Source organism: Aestuariimicrobium kwangyangense DSM 21549, from assembly GCF_000421525.1.
In the GTDB taxonomy this organism is placed as follows: Bacteria; Actinomycetota; Actinomycetes; order Propionibacteriales; family Propionibacteriaceae; genus Aestuariimicrobium; species Aestuariimicrobium kwangyangense.
The window spans coordinates 748881-764067 of sequence record NZ_ATXE01000001.1 but is presented as its reverse complement, the minus strand read 5'-3'; the positions used below and the strand labels follow the sequence as shown (position 1 = coordinate 764067).

General features: G+C 68.6%; 13 protein-coding genes and 1 pseudogene. 10 read left to right on the top strand and 4 right to left on the bottom strand.

Annotation, left to right across the window (positions count from 1 at the left end; all coding sequences use genetic code 11):
* Positions 1 to 25: 25 nt before the first annotated feature.
* Together H507_RS0103360 and H507_RS14430 are read left to right on the top strand one after the other, a co-directional pair.
* On the top strand, positions 26 to 1042 hold the full coding sequence (locus tag H507_RS0103360) for an SDR family oxidoreductase (RefSeq protein WP_022909315.1): 1017 nt from the start codon (positions 26 to 28) through the stop codon (positions 1040 to 1042).
* Positions 1039 to 1353 carry a hypothetical protein gene (locus H507_RS14430; protein WP_022909314.1) on the top strand — a complete coding sequence of 105 codons (315 nt, stop codon included), beginning with the start codon at positions 1039 to 1041 and terminating at the stop codon, positions 1351 to 1353. The genes H507_RS0103360 and H507_RS14430 overlap by 4 nt, the downstream gene beginning before the upstream one ends.
* A 1-nt stretch (position 1354) precedes the next feature.
* Here the strand turns inward: H507_RS14430 and H507_RS0103350 are convergent, their stop codons facing one another.
* The 3 genes from H507_RS0103350 to H507_RS0103340 form a co-directional block, all read right to left on the bottom strand.
* Positions 1355 to 1840 carry a MarR family winged helix-turn-helix transcriptional regulator gene (locus H507_RS0103350; protein WP_022909313.1) on the bottom strand — a complete coding sequence of 162 codons (486 nt, stop codon included), beginning with the start codon at positions 1838 to 1840 and terminating at the stop codon, positions 1355 to 1357.
* A 57-nt stretch (positions 1841 to 1897) separates the two neighbouring features.
* Complete coding sequence (locus tag H507_RS14425; protein WP_022909312.1) at positions 1898 to 2785, bottom strand: serine/threonine-protein kinase; 888 nt, start codon at positions 2783 to 2785, stop codon at positions 1898 to 1900.
* 377 nt (positions 2786 to 3162) lie between these two features.
* Positions 3163 to 4776 (bottom strand): PxKF domain-containing protein, encoded by a 1614-nt coding sequence (locus H507_RS0103340; RefSeq protein WP_157438868.1) that lies wholly within the window; start codon positions 4774 to 4776, stop codon positions 3163 to 3165.
* A gap of 321 nt (positions 4777 to 5097) precedes the next feature.
* On the opposite strand from H507_RS0103340, the gene H507_RS0103335 reads away from it, so the two are divergent.
* From H507_RS0103335 to ppgK, 6 genes and pseudogenes are all read left to right on the top strand, one after another.
* Positions 5098 to 5649: a SigE family RNA polymerase sigma factor gene (locus tag H507_RS0103335; protein WP_040437725.1), complete on the top strand. Its 552-nt coding sequence runs from the start codon at positions 5098 to 5100 to the stop codon at positions 5647 to 5649.
* Complete coding sequence (locus H507_RS17600) at positions 5646 to 7457, top strand: hypothetical protein (protein ID WP_022909309.1); 1812 nt, start codon at positions 5646 to 5648, stop codon at positions 7455 to 7457. Before H507_RS0103335 ends, H507_RS17600 begins: the two co-directional genes overlap by 4 nt.
* A 124-nt stretch (positions 7458 to 7581) precedes the next feature.
* Positions 7582 to 8313, top strand: a complete 732-nt coding sequence (locus H507_RS0103325; RefSeq protein WP_022909308.1) for a DUF1707 SHOCT-like domain-containing protein — start codon at positions 7582 to 7584, stop codon at positions 8311 to 8313.
* Positions 8314 to 8356: 43 nt separating this feature from the next.
* Positions 8357 to 8845 (top strand): PH domain-containing protein, encoded by a 489-nt coding sequence (locus H507_RS0103320; RefSeq protein WP_022909307.1) that lies wholly within the window; start codon positions 8357 to 8359, stop codon positions 8843 to 8845.
* Positions 8842 to 10284, top strand: a complete 1443-nt coding sequence (locus tag H507_RS0103315) for a PH domain-containing protein (RefSeq protein WP_022909306.1) — start codon at positions 8842 to 8844, stop codon at positions 10282 to 10284. Before H507_RS0103320 ends, H507_RS0103315 begins: the two co-directional genes overlap by 4 nt.
* Before the next feature lie 236 nt (positions 10285 to 10520).
* Positions 10521 to 11413 (top strand): annotated as a pseudogene (ppgK, locus tag H507_RS0103310) (polyphosphate--glucose phosphotransferase).
* Between the two features lie 109 nt (positions 11414 to 11522).
* Here the strand turns inward: ppgK and argS are convergent.
* A complete protein-coding gene (gene argS / locus H507_RS0103305; protein WP_022909304.1) occupies positions 11523 to 13190 on the bottom strand; it encodes an arginine--tRNA ligase in 1668 nt (555 codons plus the stop codon).
* Between the two features lie 121 nt (positions 13191 to 13311).
* Between argS and H507_RS0103300 the strand changes: the two genes are divergently transcribed.
* The gene (locus H507_RS0103300) at positions 13312 to 14154 is read left to right on the top strand and encodes an aldo/keto reductase (protein ID WP_026377706.1); all 843 of its coding nucleotides are present in this window, start codon (positions 13312 to 13314) and stop codon (positions 14152 to 14154) included.
* A gap of 105 nt (positions 14155 to 14259) precedes the next feature.
* Positions 14260 to 15180, top strand: coding sequence for a protein kinase family protein (locus tag H507_RS0103295; protein ID WP_022909302.1), 921 nt, complete (start codon positions 14260 to 14262; stop codon positions 15178 to 15180).
* Positions 15181 to 15187: the final 7 nt, after the last annotated feature.

The following is a 15187-nucleotide window of genomic DNA, read 5'->3' as shown; positions in this document are numbered from 1 at the left end:
GCTGACAACCGAAGGAGCAGTCCAGATGGGCACTGATCAGCGCATCATCGTCGTGACCGGGTCGACCGGGGGAATCGGTCGCGCGACCGCCGTCGCGTTCGGCAGGCAGGGGGCCACCGTCGTCCTGCTCGCTCGTGGGGAGGCAGGCCTGGCCGGGGCGGCTGCCGACGTCGAGCGAGCGGGCGGACGCGCCGTGGCGATCCCGGTCGACATGGCCGATCATGCGGCCGTCCAGGCCGCCGCCGACCGGGTCGAGAACGAGCTTGGTCCGATCGACGTGTGGGTGAATGTCGCCTTCACCTCCGTGTTCTCGCGGTTCGACCAGATCACCCCCGAGGAGTTCAAGCGTGTCACCGAGGTGAGTTACCTCGGTTACGTCTACGGCACCATGGCGGCCCTCTCCCACATGCGGCCGCGCGACCGGGGAACCATCGTGCAGGTCGGCTCAGCCCTCGCCTACCGGGGCATCCCGTTGCAGTCGGCCTACTGCGGCGCGAAGCACGCGATCCAGGGGTTCAACGAATCACTGCGCACCGAGTTGATGCACGAGCACAGCCGCATCCACACGACCATGGTGCAGATGCCCGCGGTGAACACACCCCAGTTCTCGTGGGTGCTGTCGCGGCTGCCACGGCAGGCCCAGCCCGTGCCGCCGATCTACCAGCCCGAAGTGGCCGCCGACGCGGTGCTGTTCGCCGCGGCCCATCCCCAGCGGCGCGAGTACTGGGTGGGCGGGAGCACCGCGGCCACCCTGATCGCCAACGCCGTGGTGCCCGGCCTGCTCGACCGGTACCTGGCGAAGACCGGGTTCTCGTCCCAGCAGGCCCCCGACCCGAAGCCGGCCGACCAACCCGCCAACCTGTGGGAACCGGCGGACTCCGAACGCGACTTCGGCACCCACGGCATCTTCGACGCGCGGTCGACCTCGCGCAGCCACCAGCTCTGGGGCTCCCAGCACCATGGGGCGATGGTCGCGGCGGCCGGGGCCCTGCTGGGAGTGTCCATCACGGCCCGAATCCTCTCCCGCAAGGGATCACGATGAGAGCACAGGACGCGCTGCGGCTCGGGTACGGGCTGGCCGAGCTTGCGGCCCCTCGGCTCCTCGAGGGTCGACTGCTCCCCACGGACGACGCGCGGGGGCGGACGGCGCTGCGAGTGCTGGGGGCACGCCACGTCGTCCAGGCCGCAGTCGGGGCGGTCGGAGGGCATGGTGTGCGCCGGCTGGGAGGGATCGTGGACGTCCTGCACGCCATCAGCATGATCGTGGTGGCGACGGCCGATCCGGCGCGCCGAACTGCGGCTGCGGCGAATGCCGCCACGGCACTTGGGTTCGCCTGGGCAGAGCTTCGCTGAATCAGCGTGCCGGGCCGAGTGCGAACCGGCCGTCCTCGGACCCTTCCCCACCGCCTGCATCGGCGAACACCTGCATGGCACGAGCAACCGACTCCTGCTCCGGGGAGGGGATGCGTTCGATCACGTCGGCGATGGCCGTGCGGCGGTGCCCGAGCACCGAATCGACCAGGGCCCGACCCTGGGCGGTCAGGTCGAGCTTGAGGTAGCGGCGGTCAGTCGGTTCCTGCCGGCGGCTCAACAGATCAGCCGCGACCAGGCGATCGCAGGTTCGTGTGGCATTGGACGCGTGCACGCCCAGTTCGCGCGCCACCGCACCGAGATTCTGCGGACCGTGGAGGGCGATCAGCACCAACACCCGCAGCTGGGGGGAGGTGACTCGATCCTCCACCTCGATGACCGATCGGGCCGCAACCCGCAACAGCACATCGGCGGCCCTCATCACGGCCTCGACCTGTGCCGGTCGGCTGCTCAGCTCGGGATGCTCCACGGCACAGTATCCCCACAGCTTTTGCGCTCGCGCAACCCTTGCGTGGGGCCAGAGGTGTCAGCTGGCGGCCATGCGGCGTGGCAGCACGGCCATGGCGACAGTCGCCTCAGGGTCGACCGGCTCCCGGTCGTCCACCGGGGCCGACTGAGCCTCGAGCAGGACGCACAGGGCTGCAGCCGTCGGGCGGTCCCCCGGCTCCTTCTCCAGGCACGCCGTGATCGTCGCCTCCAGGTCTGCCGGGGTGCCCGGGGGCACCGGAGGTGGCGGGTCCTGCACGTGCGAGAGCGCCGTGGCGATCGGAGTTCCCTTGTCGAAGGGCTTGGAGGCGGTCAGCATCTCGTGCGCGAGCACACCCAGGCTGTAGATGTCGGTCGCGGTGCTGACCGTCTGCCCGAGCGCCTGTTCGGGGCTGAGGTAGTGCGCCGTTCCGAGCACCTGGCCCGTCATGGTCCGCGACTCCCCGCCGACGGGGCGAGCGATGCCGAAGTCGGTCAGCTTGGCGCCCCCCTCGGCCATCAGGACGTTGGCCGGCTTGATGTCTCGGTGGATGATGCCCGCCTCGTGGGCCTGGACGAGGGCTGAGGCCAGCTCGGCGAGTACGGTACGCACCGCCTCCGGCCCCATCGGGCCGAGCGACAACACCCGCGAGAGCGTGGGGCCGTCGACGAACTCCATCACCAGGTACGAGAGACCTTCGAAGTCGACGAAGTCATGGATGGTCACGATGTTGGGGTGCGACAGCTGGGCGGCAAACCTGGCCTCGTCGCGAAAACGGTCGGCGAGGACGGCCTCGTCCGGGCTGTTCGGATGCATGATCTTGAGCGCCACTCGACGGCCCAAGGTGTCGTCCAGCGCCTCCCAGACCTGACCCATGCCTCCCGACGCCACGTGACGGACCAGTCGGTAGCGCTCCGAGAGCACCAAACCTGGACGCAGTCGCTGCATTTCCTACTCCGATCAACCCTCACCACCGTGGCCGTGCGCTCGTCGCTGCCGGCTGGGCCGACGGCCGAAACAATGCGGTCAGGAACTCATCCTCATGCGTCACTGCTCACGATACTCGTTCAGCCGCAGAGCCACGACTAGCGCCGCAAGCGGCTGCGCACGCACGGCTCGTCCACCCTCGCAAGTGACGGCCACGCGTCGATGCACCCCAAAAGGGGGTTGACTCCGCTGCTGCGCCGTGCATTCCACAAGCAGCGTTGTGTGATTCGTCACACCAGAAGAACTCGCCTCGGGCACACCAAAGGGCCCGGCCGAATGGCCGGGCCCTTGGCGAAAGAGCGAGCGGGATGACCCAAGCAGGTGACCCCGCCGATGAACTACTTGACGAGCTCGACGACGACCGAGCGGGTGGTGCCGTCATCCAAGGCAACCGTCAACGTCCACTTTCCAGCAGTGAAGGCGGTGGTGGTGCTGCTGCCCGGGTTGGTGTACCCGGCCTTCGTGCTCAGGTTGAAGATGTACTGCGAGTCGCTGAATCGGAACAGGTTGCCCGACGTGGCGGCAGAGGTCGAGATGGCCTCGTTGACGCCGCCATCAGTGGTGCCAGCGCCGAATCTCACGTTGAGCTTGGCCACCGCGGTCGAGATCGGCGTTCCGTTGCAGGTGAGCTGGAACTTCACCGGGATGGTGCTGCCCAGCTTGAAGCGGCTTGTGCCATCGGCATTGATCGGCTGGGAGAAACCACCGAACGCTGCTCCGTACCTGACGGTGTAGTTGCGCGACTCGGCGGTGCTGTTGTCGGCCTTGTCGGTGGCCCAGGCGCTGTAGGTGTAGCTGCCGACACCCGAGCCGGTGGTGGGCTGTGACCACGAGTCGTTCGAGGTGGCCAGACCCGACAGTGCATCCGAAGGGGCGAACGACGGACGATCCAAGGCCCCGGCGGTGCAGAGGTCGATCGAGGTGGCGGATGCGGGACCGCTGATGTTGAGGCTGGGCGCCGTCAGGTCGATGTTGATGCCACCCACCGTGTCATCAGCGGTGTTGCCCGCCTTGTCCGCACAGGTCGCGGTCTCCGACTGGCCCGCGCCTTCAGCGCTGAGCACCTTGGTCACGGTGTCGTTGAGGGCACCGCTCAGGCTGTCCGAGCACGTCCATGTCACGGTCACGGCGCCGTTGTTCCAACCGTTGCCATTCGCCGCCGGCGAGCGGCTCCCACCGATGGTCGGAGCGGTCAGGTCGATGTTGATGCCGCTCACCGTGTCGGAGGCCGTGTTGCCGGCCGCATCGGTACAGATTCCCGTGGCCGACTGGTTGGCTCCCTCGGACGAGAGCGTCTGGCTGGCGGTGGGCGCGACAACGCCTCCCGCATCCTCACACGACCAGGTCACCGTCACGGGGCTGTTGTTCCAGCCCTGGGCGTTGGCGACGGGTGTCCTGCTGACCAGGGTGATGGTGGGTGGAGTCGTGTCCTTCGCGGGAGCGCAGTCCACGCCGGTGGCGGTCCAGGTGAGGTCCGCGGTCCGGGTGGTGGTCCCACCCACTGATGACGCGCCAACCAGCGCGATGGTCACGGTGCCGGTCAGCGACCCCGCACTCGCGGGCGTGGCGGACACCGTGACCACGGCAACGTCACTGGTCGCGTTGTTCCCGATGGTGAGCCACTTCTCCGGCAGCTTGATCGAACCATGGTTCGGGTCGACGCTCGCGCCGGGAGAGGTCGTCTTGGCGGTCAGCAGGGCGCTGTTGGCCCAGATCTGCGAGTTGCCGTCTTTGGTGCCGTTGCGCTCGGCCGCTATCCCGACGTTCTTGGTGCCGGTGGCACCCACGCACACCGATCCCAGATCGATCGAGCTGACGCCGTTGACCGTGGTGATCCCGTCACCGTCGATGACAGCGTTGTCGGCATGTGCGCCCAGCGGTGCCACCAGCAGCAGAGCGGCGGCAGATCCAGCGACCGCACAGCGGCGCAGGGCATTGCGAAGTTTTGTCACGGAGTCCCCCAACTCAAACGGTGCGCCGCGGTCCCCATTAACCGCACCTGTGCGCAGAATGAATCATTGCACGACACCATTGATCGAGCGCAAGAGGGAGTCCCAAAAACGCCTGGGATATTTCCGGTTCCCGTCGCCCCACAGCACGTGCTCAGAAAACCAAGGGCTGCTGCGCGTAATGGGCGCACTTCTTCACCCGGCCAAACTCCCCAGATCGCCCGCCCCAGCCAACGACGTCACGATTTGATCACGGCCGCCGCGCGGGTCAACCCTTTGGCATCCACCCGACTTCTACCGGGTGAGGGGGGGAGAATGACCACCATGGTGCAGACCCGTACGGGCCGGGACTGGTCGAGCTTCGACGAGTTCGTGCAACTCCGCGGTCCGGCGCTGTGGAGGTCGGCCTGGCTGCTCACCGGTGACCGCCAACGAGCCGAGGACCTCGTGCAGGACGCGTTGGCCCGGTGCTGGTCGAAGTTCGACCGCCTCAACACCGCCGACGACAACTACGAGGCCTACGTGCGCAAGGCCATCTTCAACGCCCACCTGGGCTGGTGGCGTCGCGGAACCTGGCGTGAGCGCACCCGTGAACTCGATGACACCGCCGACCTCAGGCCCGAGGTTCCGTTGGCCTCGTCCGACGAGGGTGACCTCGCCCGCGCCTTGGCTGGACTTCCCCGCCAGCAGCGAGCCGTGATCGTCCTGCGCTACTACGACGACCTCACCGAGGCGCAGACGGCTGACCTGCTGGGTGTCAGCGTCGGGACCGTGAAGCAGCACGCGCACCGCGCCCTGGCCAACCTGCGCCGCTCCCCCCACCTCGCCGAAGCCGACCGGGCCGTGCTGCCCACCGACCCCATGGAGCAACCATGACCAGTTTCCGCGACCGCCTGCACGGCCTCACCCCTCGTCCACCGTCGACCGACGACTGGGCTGCCCGAGCGGCCACCACCGGACGAGCCCGCCGCCGCACCCGCAACGTGGCTGCCAGCGCCGCAGCGGCAGCGGTCGTGGCCCTCGCCGCCGTACTCGCCACCCAGTACCTGCCAGGCATCGGTGACGGCCAGAACGCCGACGGCCGCATCCCAGCCACTCCCCTGCCTGCAGGATCGACCGGCCCCGTCGCTGCCCCGTGTCCGCGCGAGGCGTCGGACTACGTCGACGGCACCACCATCACCCTGCCCCTGGGAGCTGTCTCGCTGCGGTGGTGCACCGGGGGCGGCGACGCCATGTTGAGTGAGTACCCCCCACCCGAACCCCTCACCCGGGGGCTCGACGCGTGGGTGACCGCCTTCAACGCGCTGCCCAAGCTGCCGCGCGACGCGGCATGCACGGCAGACTGGTCGATCCCGGGCGCTGCCCTGCTCACCTACGCCGACGGCACCACCCGGATGGTGGCTGGCATGCGGGCCGGCTGCGGCACCATCGGCGGACGCGGAGGATTCGAGGCGATGCGCACTCGCACCATCGACGCCCTCACTGCACAGCGCACCTCGATGTTCGGCAACCAGGCGCCGCCCGCCGAGTCGTCCCAACCGTGCGCCGCCCACGGCTCGACCATCCCGGCGAGACTGGAGTGGATCACCGGCGCGGTGGTCTGCGAGGGCTACCCCACACCTACCGCGAAGGAGGTGGCAAGCTCTTCGTTGCCGGCACTGCTCGCCGACCTCCGGCACCATCACCGATCCGCCGGCGACGGGATCATCGCAGACGGCCCGACGATGCAGCTGCTGCAGGCCAATGGGGAGATGCTGGTGCTCACCTTCAGTCTCAGCAGCGGGGTCTGGACCTTCAGCCTCGACGGCGCCCAGCGTTCCTGGTCGCCGGACGAGGCCAGCCGGGTTGCCATCGCGCAGGCGTCCACTCCCACGACCCCATCGGCCATCACCCCTGTTCCCCCTGCGTCGCCCACGATCCCCAGCGAGGGAACGGTGCCGGCCTGCTCGCTGCCCGCCTCCCTCGCCCCAGCGTCGGGGCTGCCCAGCGGAGCGACCAAGGTCTGGTTCTGCTCGAATTGGCGCTTCGGTCCCGCGGAGCCCCTGGACACCCACCTCGATGAGTTCCTCGCCAGCACCGGTGGTGGCATCGAACCCTGCCTGGCCAACCCCCAGGACGAGTCCTTCGTGGCCGTGTACCCCGATGGCACCGCCGTGAAGTTGCGAATGCCAGCTGGCGCGTGTCATCCGCAGCCCCGGGCCGTCACCACGTTCGTCCGGCTGATGACCGAGCAGCGCTCGGCCCCGGGGTGGACGCCCACGGTCGTGGCACCACCACAGAAACTGTGCGCGTGGGACAGCTGGCAGACGCTGATGCCCGTCCGCCTGCAGGACGTCACCCAGGTTCGCTTCTGTGACCTGTCGAAGGTCACCCAGGACGACGGCTCGAGGGTGGCTGGACTGGTACTGAAGCCCACGGACGCGCAAACCCTGCTCGACGACCTGGCCACGCATTCGTCCCCCTCGGGGTCCACCGCACCCTCCGCCCCCCAGACCACGGCACCCGGGGTCAACACCGGACGAGTGGTGCTCGCGCTGCTGCGGACCAACGGTGAGCTGATCTGGGTTCGTGCGATGCCCAGCTCCACAACCGCCCTCACTTGGACGGACTCCGCCGGACAACCCATGCAGTGGACGCCGGACGCCGCCTCAGCAGCGATCCTCGAAGCCCTGCAGCCCCGCTGACCCACCGGCACAGCTGGAGGTGATCCGCTCCCGCGCCAGGGCGGATCGGGGGCGACCCCGAACCCTCCCGGAACCTCGCCCCACGGTCTCGCCAGCAGCCGCCGAGCGGCCTACCGTGGGCGCCATGACGGCGCCGAACTCCCCCACGAACGATCCCGACGCGATGGGCCAGCAGCCCCTCGAGGTGCTTCCCGGGGGGCACCTGCGCATCTCCGACGGGGACCGCGAACTGGTGACGACCGTGCTCACCACGGCGTACGCCGAGGGGCGGATCACCCGTGAGGAGTTCGACGAGCGCAGCACTGCCGTGCTGATGGCCAAGACGTTCAACGACCTGGCTCCGGTGACCGCCGACCTGATGCCGAGCGCCCCCGTCAAGGAGTACTCCAGTCCCCTGCCCTCACCGCGTCCGGCCGACGTCGACGCACTGGTGGTGGTCGACCCCTCGCACCAGTCACCCGACACCGACAACCTGTTCGGGCTGCTCGGTACGGCACGCCGGAGCGCGCCGGGTTGGCGGATGCATCGCAAGACCAGCGTGCTCGTGGGGCTCGGCGACGCCATCATCGACCTCACCCAAGGGGTGATGGAGAGTCCTCACGTCGAGATCGAGGTGATGATCGGGTTGGGCGACCTCAAGCTGATCGTTCCCGCCGGCGTGCAGGTGATCGATCGGGTCACCAACATCCTGGGCGACTCCAAGGTCATGGGCACCCGCCCCAAGCCAGGCGAAGGCCCGACCATCACCATCACCGGCGTGGTCGTGCTGGGTGACATCAAGGTGATGGGCCCCGACCACACCTCCTTCGCCAAGACACTACGGAAGGCCCACCGCCGGGCCATGCGGCACCACTGACCCCACCACCCGGTTCAGGCTGCGACTGGATAGGGTCGCGAGCATGGACGAGTTGTTCGCCCCACCGCGCGAGACCTGGCAGCGCCTCTCGCCGAACTTCCTGCGCCTGAAGAGGCGGATGGTCCTGGCCACGTGGGGTGTGCTGATCGTGCTGGCCGTGGTGCCGTCGGCGATCTGGGCGCCCTGGTGGGTTGCCGCCCTCGCCGGCGTGGCCCTGGCGGGAGTGATGGTGTGGCGGTTCATGCGCATCGCGCGATGGGTTGCCAGCTGGGGCTATGCCGAGAGGGACGACGACCTGTACCTCACCCACGGCCTGTTCTGGCGGTCGCTGTCGATCATCCCCTACGGCCGTATGCAGGCGGTGAACATCAGCTCCGGTCCGGTGGAGCGGGCCTTCGGACTGGCCACCGTGCAGCTGGTGACGGCCGCCGACCAGTCCGACGCCACCATTCCCGGACTGTCAGCCGAGGCCGCCAGTGAGCTGCGCGACCGTCTCACCGCAGCCGCCGAGGCCCGCGGGATGGGTCTGTGAACCAACTACCACCCGAACGGCTCCACCCCCTGACCCCCTTCGTGAAGGGGTGGGTGGGGCTGTTGGCCATCGTCTTCTTCGTGGGTCGCTCATGGCTCGAGAACGGGGGCCGCTTCGACGTCGACCACGTCACCTGGTGGGTGTGGATCCTGCTGGCCGCCATGGTCGGCTCCGTGCTGCTCGGGTTAGCGAGCTGGCGTGCCACCACCTTCCGACTGGACGACGACGCGCTGCGCCTCGCCACCCGTTTCATCTGGAACACCTCGACGGTCATCAACTACTCCAAGGTGCAGTCGATCGACATCGTCTCGCCGCTTGCCGCGCGACTGGTCGGGGTGTGCAGCCTGCGCATCGACGTCGGCAGCGGCGCCCCGCACAAGTTGGAGTACCTGGGGCGGGCCAGGGCCGAACGCGTCAGGGACGAACTGGCACGGCGCGCGGCTCTCGTCCGGGACGCCGGTCGGGGCGGCACCCCCATGGCCGGGGCAGCGACCTCCGTTCGCACCGACGACGCTCGTGCCGTGCCGCAGCAGCGGGGTGCCCTGTTCCGGTCCGACGACGTGGTGGTGAGCGTGCCGCCGGCACGTTTGGTGGCAGCTGTGGTGACCAGTGGTGAGTTCCTCGGCTCGATCGTGTTCGCACTGGTCGCACTCCTGCCATCGATCCTGACCCGACAGTTCGTGCTGGCCGGGCTCCTGGTGCCCGCCGTCTGGGGGCTGGGAGCGCTGGTGGTCAACCGGGTGGTGAAGGAGTGGGACTACCGCCTCCACGCGCCTGCGCGGGGCGTGGTCAGGGTGGCTCGTGGCCTCACCGACACCGTCAGCCAGACCGTGCCCGTCGAGCGCGTACAGGGGTTCGAGCTGACCCAGTCATGGCTGTGGCGACGATTCGGCTGGTGGCGGGTGCGGTTCACCGTGTTGGGGTATCGCGGCGACGACGCCGACGAGGGGGGAAGCACGGTCCTGCTCCCCGTCGGCTCGTGGGCCGAGGTCGAGGCGGCCCTGTCGGCCGTCTGGCCAGGCATAGACCTGGGCTCACTGCAGTGGCAGGCGTTGCCCCCGCGCGCCCGGTGGCTGCACCCTCTCGACTGGCGCCAGCGCGGCTGGGCCGTCAACCCGCAGGTGGTGGCCGACCGGTCCGGACGACTGAACCGTCGCATCAGCCTGGTGGCGCCCGCCCGTGCCCAGTCGTGGGCAGTGCAGCAGGGGCCACTCGAGAGGCGGCTCGGACTGAGCGGGTTCTCGGTTCAGATCAGTGGTCATGTGGTGGCTCTCAACGTGACCGGTGTGGAACCGACAGTGGCTCGGGCGTTCGCTGAGAGTTTTTCAGGGTGGGTCCGCGCTGCTCTGACCTCCAGGACACTGTTTGACCCAGCATCCCGACCGGTCGGGTCCTGCGCGGACCCAGCCCTGTCTGCCGCCCCCCAGCGACAGTCATGAGGACAGTGATCGCATCCCGATCGATGCCCTCCGTAACAGGGTTACGGGTGTTTCCTTCAAATGCAAAGGTTTTCTGCTTGATGGGTGAAAACTTCAGGTTTCCTCTCGGCTGAATGAGCGTTTGAGCGAGTTCCGAGCCCCACCGCGGCCCCGCTTCCGCTGCTCGGACGGCACGCCTCCTGGGGTCATCGGGCACGCCGTGGCCGCCAGCCGGAACAGCGCGTCATGAGGGCTCGGTGGTCCGTCCGCCGACCTGCCGCGAGCGACACGCGGCCCGCACCGGTCGACCTCGACACCCACCCCCTAGGCTGAGCCCATGAGCATCGTTCTTGGCATTGACATCGGTGGTTCGGGCATCAAGGGCGCGCCCGTCGACCTCGAGACCGGCGACTTCGCCGCCGACCGCCTGCGCATCGACACACCGGCCAAATCGACCCCGGGCAATGTGGCCGACGTGGTGGCGCAGATCGTCGATCACTTCGCCGACCAGATCGGCGACGCACCGATCGGACTCACCGTGCCCGCCCCGGTCGTGCACGGCCACATCCCGATGATCGCCAACCTGCACCAGGACTGGAAGGGACTCGAGGCCGAGACCTTCTTCGCCGAGCGGTTGGGTCGTCCGATCACCGTCGTCAACGACGCCGACGCCGCCGGCGTCGCTGAGGTGCACCACGGTGCCGCCAAGGGCGTGCAGGGTCTGGTCATCCTCACCACCCAGGGCACGGGCATCGGCTCGGCCATCATCAACAACGGCATCCTCATCCCGAACTCCGAGTTCGGCCACCTCGAGATCGACGGCCACGATGCCGAGTCGCGCGCCGCGGCGTCCATCAAGGACAAGGAGGGCCTCTCGTACCGCAAGTGGGCCACCGAGCGCCTGCAGCGTTACTACGAGGTCGTCGAGGCGCTCATGTGGCCCGACCTGTTCGTCGTCGGCGGCGGGGTCTCGAAGGACCATGAGAAGTTCATTCCCCTGCTCAAGCTGCGCACCCCCATGATCCCGGCCGTGTTGCGCAACAAGGCGGGCATCATCGGGGCGGCCACGCTCGCCCAGCAGCGGGTGGAGCATCCCGACACCGCACCGGTGCTGCCGCACGCCGAGAACAGGGTCGTCGACGAGGACTGAGCCACCGGCTCGCCCATGGTCGGGCGCTGGCTCCGCCACGCGCCCGATCGTGGGCCCTTGACGCAGGCCTCCTTGACGCGTGCTTCTTTGACGCGGGGGCCCTCGACCGTCACATCCGGTCGGGAGCCTCGATCCCCAGCAGGTCGAGTCCGGCCGCCAGAACCTTGGCGGTCGCCTCGCACAGCGCCAACCGCGAGGCACGCACCTCGCCCTCGCTGCGCAGCACCGGGCACTGCTCGTAGAAGGTCGCGTACGCCACCGCCGTCTCGTACAGGTGGGTGCAGAGTTTGTGGGGCTGCAAGGTCTCGGCCACCTCGGCCACCACGTCGCCAAACCTGGACAGCATCAGGGCCAGGGTCTGCTCGGCGACCTCCTCGGTGAGGGTCAACGGACCGACCGGCAACTGTTCGGCCTCGGCCCGTCGCAGGATCTGTTGGCAGCGGGCGTGGGCGTACTGCAGGTAGGGGCCAGTGTTGCCGGTGGTCTGGGTCATACGGGCCGGGTCGAAGACGTAGTCCTTCTGCAGGCCGGACGACAGGTCGGCGTACTTGATCGCCGCGAGCGCGATGGACGGGGCCGACACCTCCTCGGCGGCATCGAGCAGGTCGACCAGCTTCGCCGCCGACCCGTCCCGCGACTTCAGTGGTTTGTTGTCGTCGCCGAGCACCATGCCGTAGCCGACGTGCTCGACCTCGACGCCGTCGGGCAGGAAGCCGGCCTTGCGGGCGGCGGCGAAGACCTGGGCGAAGTGACCTCCCTGCCGGGCGTCGGTGACATAGATGATGCGGTCGGCGTGCAGGTGGTTCACCCGGCGGCGGATCGCGGCCAGGTCGGTGGTGGCGTAGCCGTAGCCCCCGTCCGACTTGCGGACGATGAGCGGTGCCTCGATGCCCTCGACGAAGACACACAGGGCGCCCTGGTCGACCACAGCGACACCGGACTCCTCCAGTTCGCGGACGAGCACCGGCAGATCATCGTTGTAGGTGGACTCGCCCGCCAGGTCGGCGTCGACCAGCTTCACGTTGAGACGCTCGTAGGCCTGGTTGAATCCCTGCTTCGACACCTCGATCAGCTGCCGCCAGATGGCCAAAGACTGCTCGTCACCGCCCTGGAAGATCGAAACTCGGGCACGGGCCCGGGTGGCGAACTCGACGTCGTCCTTGAAGTGGGCGGCGGCACGCTTGTAGAGCGCATCCGCGTCAGCGAGGGTGAGCGTCGAGGCGTCGAGACCCTCGTCCAGGATCTGTTCGATCAACATGCCGAACTGGGTGCCCCAGTCGCCGATGTGGTTCTGCGGGATGACGGTGTGGCCAACGGCGGTCAGCACCCGGTTGAAGCAGTCGCCGATGATCGTGGTGCGAAGGTGGCCGACATGCATCTGCTTGGCCACGTTGGGGGCGGAGTAGTCGATCACCACCCGTTGCCGGTTGCTCGCGGCAGCGACACCGGCGTGGGGGTCGGCGAGCACCCGGGCCGCCTCGGCGGCCAGGACCGAGGGCTTCAGCCGGATGTTGATGAAGCCCGGTCCGGCGATCTCGAGCGGCTCACAGAGGTCGTCCACCTGTGCGGCGGCGATGATGTCGGCGGCCACCTCGCGCGGGTTTCGTCCTTGCTGCTTGGCCAGCCGCATCGCCACGTTGCACTGGAAGTGGCCGAACTGGGGCTTGCTGGCCGGTCGCAGCTCCGGGTCGGACCCGACGGCGGCGGCGAATCGTGAGGTCAGGATGGTGACGAGGGATTCCTCCGGGGCGACGAGGGCAGCGGGCTCATGCGACATGGGGGTCATTCTTCCACGCGCGAAATGGGCGACGTGCACCCCTTCGGGGCTGGGGGTGAACGCTCCGGCGTCGGTAGGGTCGATGGCGACCATTGGCCTCCAGTTGAAGGACTTCTCCTCCATGAGTGTTCCCACGAACGTTCCCAGCATCACCCTGAACGACGGCGTCGTGATCCCGCAGCTCGGGTTCGGCGTGTGGCAGGTCGGTGCCGACGAGATCGTGCCCGCCGTCGCGACCGCTCTCGAGGCCGGCTACCGCCACCTCGACACCGCCGCCGCCTACGGCAACGAGGACGGCGTCGGCAAGGCGATCGCAGAGTCGGGCATCGCACGCGAAGAGCTCTTCGTGACCACCAAGTTGTGGAACAGCGACCACAAGGCCGACGATGCCCGTCGCGCCATCGAGACCTCGCTCGAGAAGCTGGGCCTCGACCACCTCGACCTGTACCTCATCCACTGGCCGGCGACCGTCAAGTACGGCGACGCCTACATCGAGGCCTGGGACTCGATGCAGCAGTTCAAGGCCGAAGGGCTCGTGCGCTCGATCGGCGTCTCGAACTTCGTGCAGCAGCACCTCGACAAGTTGCAGGGCACCACCCCCAGCGTGAACCAGATCGAGGTGCACCCCACCTTCCAGCAGCGCGAACTGCGTGAGCTGAACACCTCGCGGGGCATCACCACCGAGGTCTACACGCCGCTCGGCACCCAGTCGCAGCCGGGCGACATCACCCTGCCCGAGGTGACTGCGCTCGCGGAGGCCGTCGGCAAGACCCCCGCGCAGGTGGTGCTGCGCTGGCACCTGCAGCAGGGCCTGGTCGTCTTCCCGAAGTCGGTGACACCTACCCGCATCTCCGAGAACTTCGACGTGTTCGACTTCGAGTTGTCCGACGACCAGATGGCGGTGCTGAACGGCCTGGATCGCGGGTTCCGCCAGGGCGCCGACCCGGTGACTGCGGGATTCTGAGGCCGGGATCCCGGGTTCTGGGGCAGGGTTCCTGGGGCGGGGGTCCTCGGGCCGGGGGTTCTGGTTCGGGGTTCTGGGGCGACGTTCTGGGAGGGCGGACATCTGGTGACCACGACACTTCCCTTCGGTCTCGTCCCGGCCGACCTGCCCTGGATGTCACCCCAGGAGGGTGAACGACTCGACGTGACCGTGGGACGGCGTGGCCCGCTGACCGGCGGCGGCAACACCGCCGTCATCAGCGTCCTCTCGTTGGACGGCCAGCGCCGTTCGGTCTTCGTCAAGAGAACCGCGGACCGGCTGCGCCGGGAGGCCAACCGACACCGTGCGCTGGCCGGCCGGGTCCCGCTCCCGAAGCTGTTGGGCGTCGTCGAGCGGGACGAGGCCGAGGTGATGGTGCTGGAGCACCTGCCCCGGACCGGACCCGATGCCGCGTCCATGACTCCAGGCTCGAGCGCGGAGGTCGACTCCGTGCTCGAGCTGTCGGCCAGCCTGGCCCGGGTCACCGATGTCGACCAGAGCGTCTTCCCCCACCAGCCGGGGATGGACCAGACAGTGTTCGAGGGGATGGTTGCCCGCACTCTGGGTGCCCTCACCGAGGAGGGGTTCGCGGTGGACCCAGCCGCTTGGCTTCTGGCCTACCGAACGGCCGGGACCGCCCTCGCGGGGTTCCCGCGGGCGCTGAGCCATGGCGAATTCGCCCTTCAGCACATCGGACGAACCTCACAGGGAGAATTGGTGATGGTCGACCTGGAGACCTGCTTCCCCCGGGCGCGGTTCACCGACCCGGCGACGCTGCTGCGGGAGGTGTCGGGCCTGGTTGGGGAGGCGGAACGCTCCCTGTTCGAGCGATGGTGCGCGGCCGCCGAGGTGGGTGGTGAGGCCGACGACCACTGGAGGGAGTTCCTCACCACCCGCATCGTGGTCGCGGTTGAGACCCTGCCGTGGCTCGTGTCTGAGCCGACATTGGCGTCGCGCCTGCCTGGCGTGGTCGAGCAGGTCAGCCACGACCTGTCAGGGCTGCGCTGAGCGGGGT

Coding starts and splice junctions, on each gene's coding strand:
- H507_RS17600 (WP_022909309.1), top strand. CDS start 5,646: ATGACCAGTTTCCGCGACCGCCTGCACGGCCTCACCCCTCGTCCACCG.
- H507_RS0103320 (WP_022909307.1), top strand. CDS start 8,357: ATGGACGAGTTGTTCGCCCCACCGCGCGAGACCTGGCAGCGCCTCTCG.
- H507_RS0103325 (WP_022909308.1), top strand. CDS start 7,582: ATGACGGCGCCGAACTCCCCCACGAACGATCCCGACGCGATGGGCCAG.
- H507_RS14425 (WP_022909312.1), bottom strand. CDS start 2,785: ATGCAGCGACTGCGTCCAGGTTTGGTGCTCTCGGAGCGCTACCGACTG.
- H507_RS0103335 (WP_040437725.1), top strand. CDS start 5,098: ATGGTGCAGACCCGTACGGGCCGGGACTGGTCGAGCTTCGACGAGTTC.
- argS (WP_022909304.1), bottom strand. CDS start 13,190: ATGTCGCATGAGCCCGCTGCCCTCGTCGCCCCGGAGGAATCCCTCGTC.
- H507_RS0103360 (WP_022909315.1), top strand. CDS start 26: ATGGGCACTGATCAGCGCATCATCGTCGTGACCGGGTCGACCGGGGGA.
- H507_RS14430 (WP_022909314.1), top strand. CDS start 1,039: ATGAGAGCACAGGACGCGCTGCGGCTCGGGTACGGGCTGGCCGAGCTT.
- H507_RS0103300 (WP_026377706.1), top strand. CDS start 13,312: ATGAGTGTTCCCACGAACGTTCCCAGCATCACCCTGAACGACGGCGTC.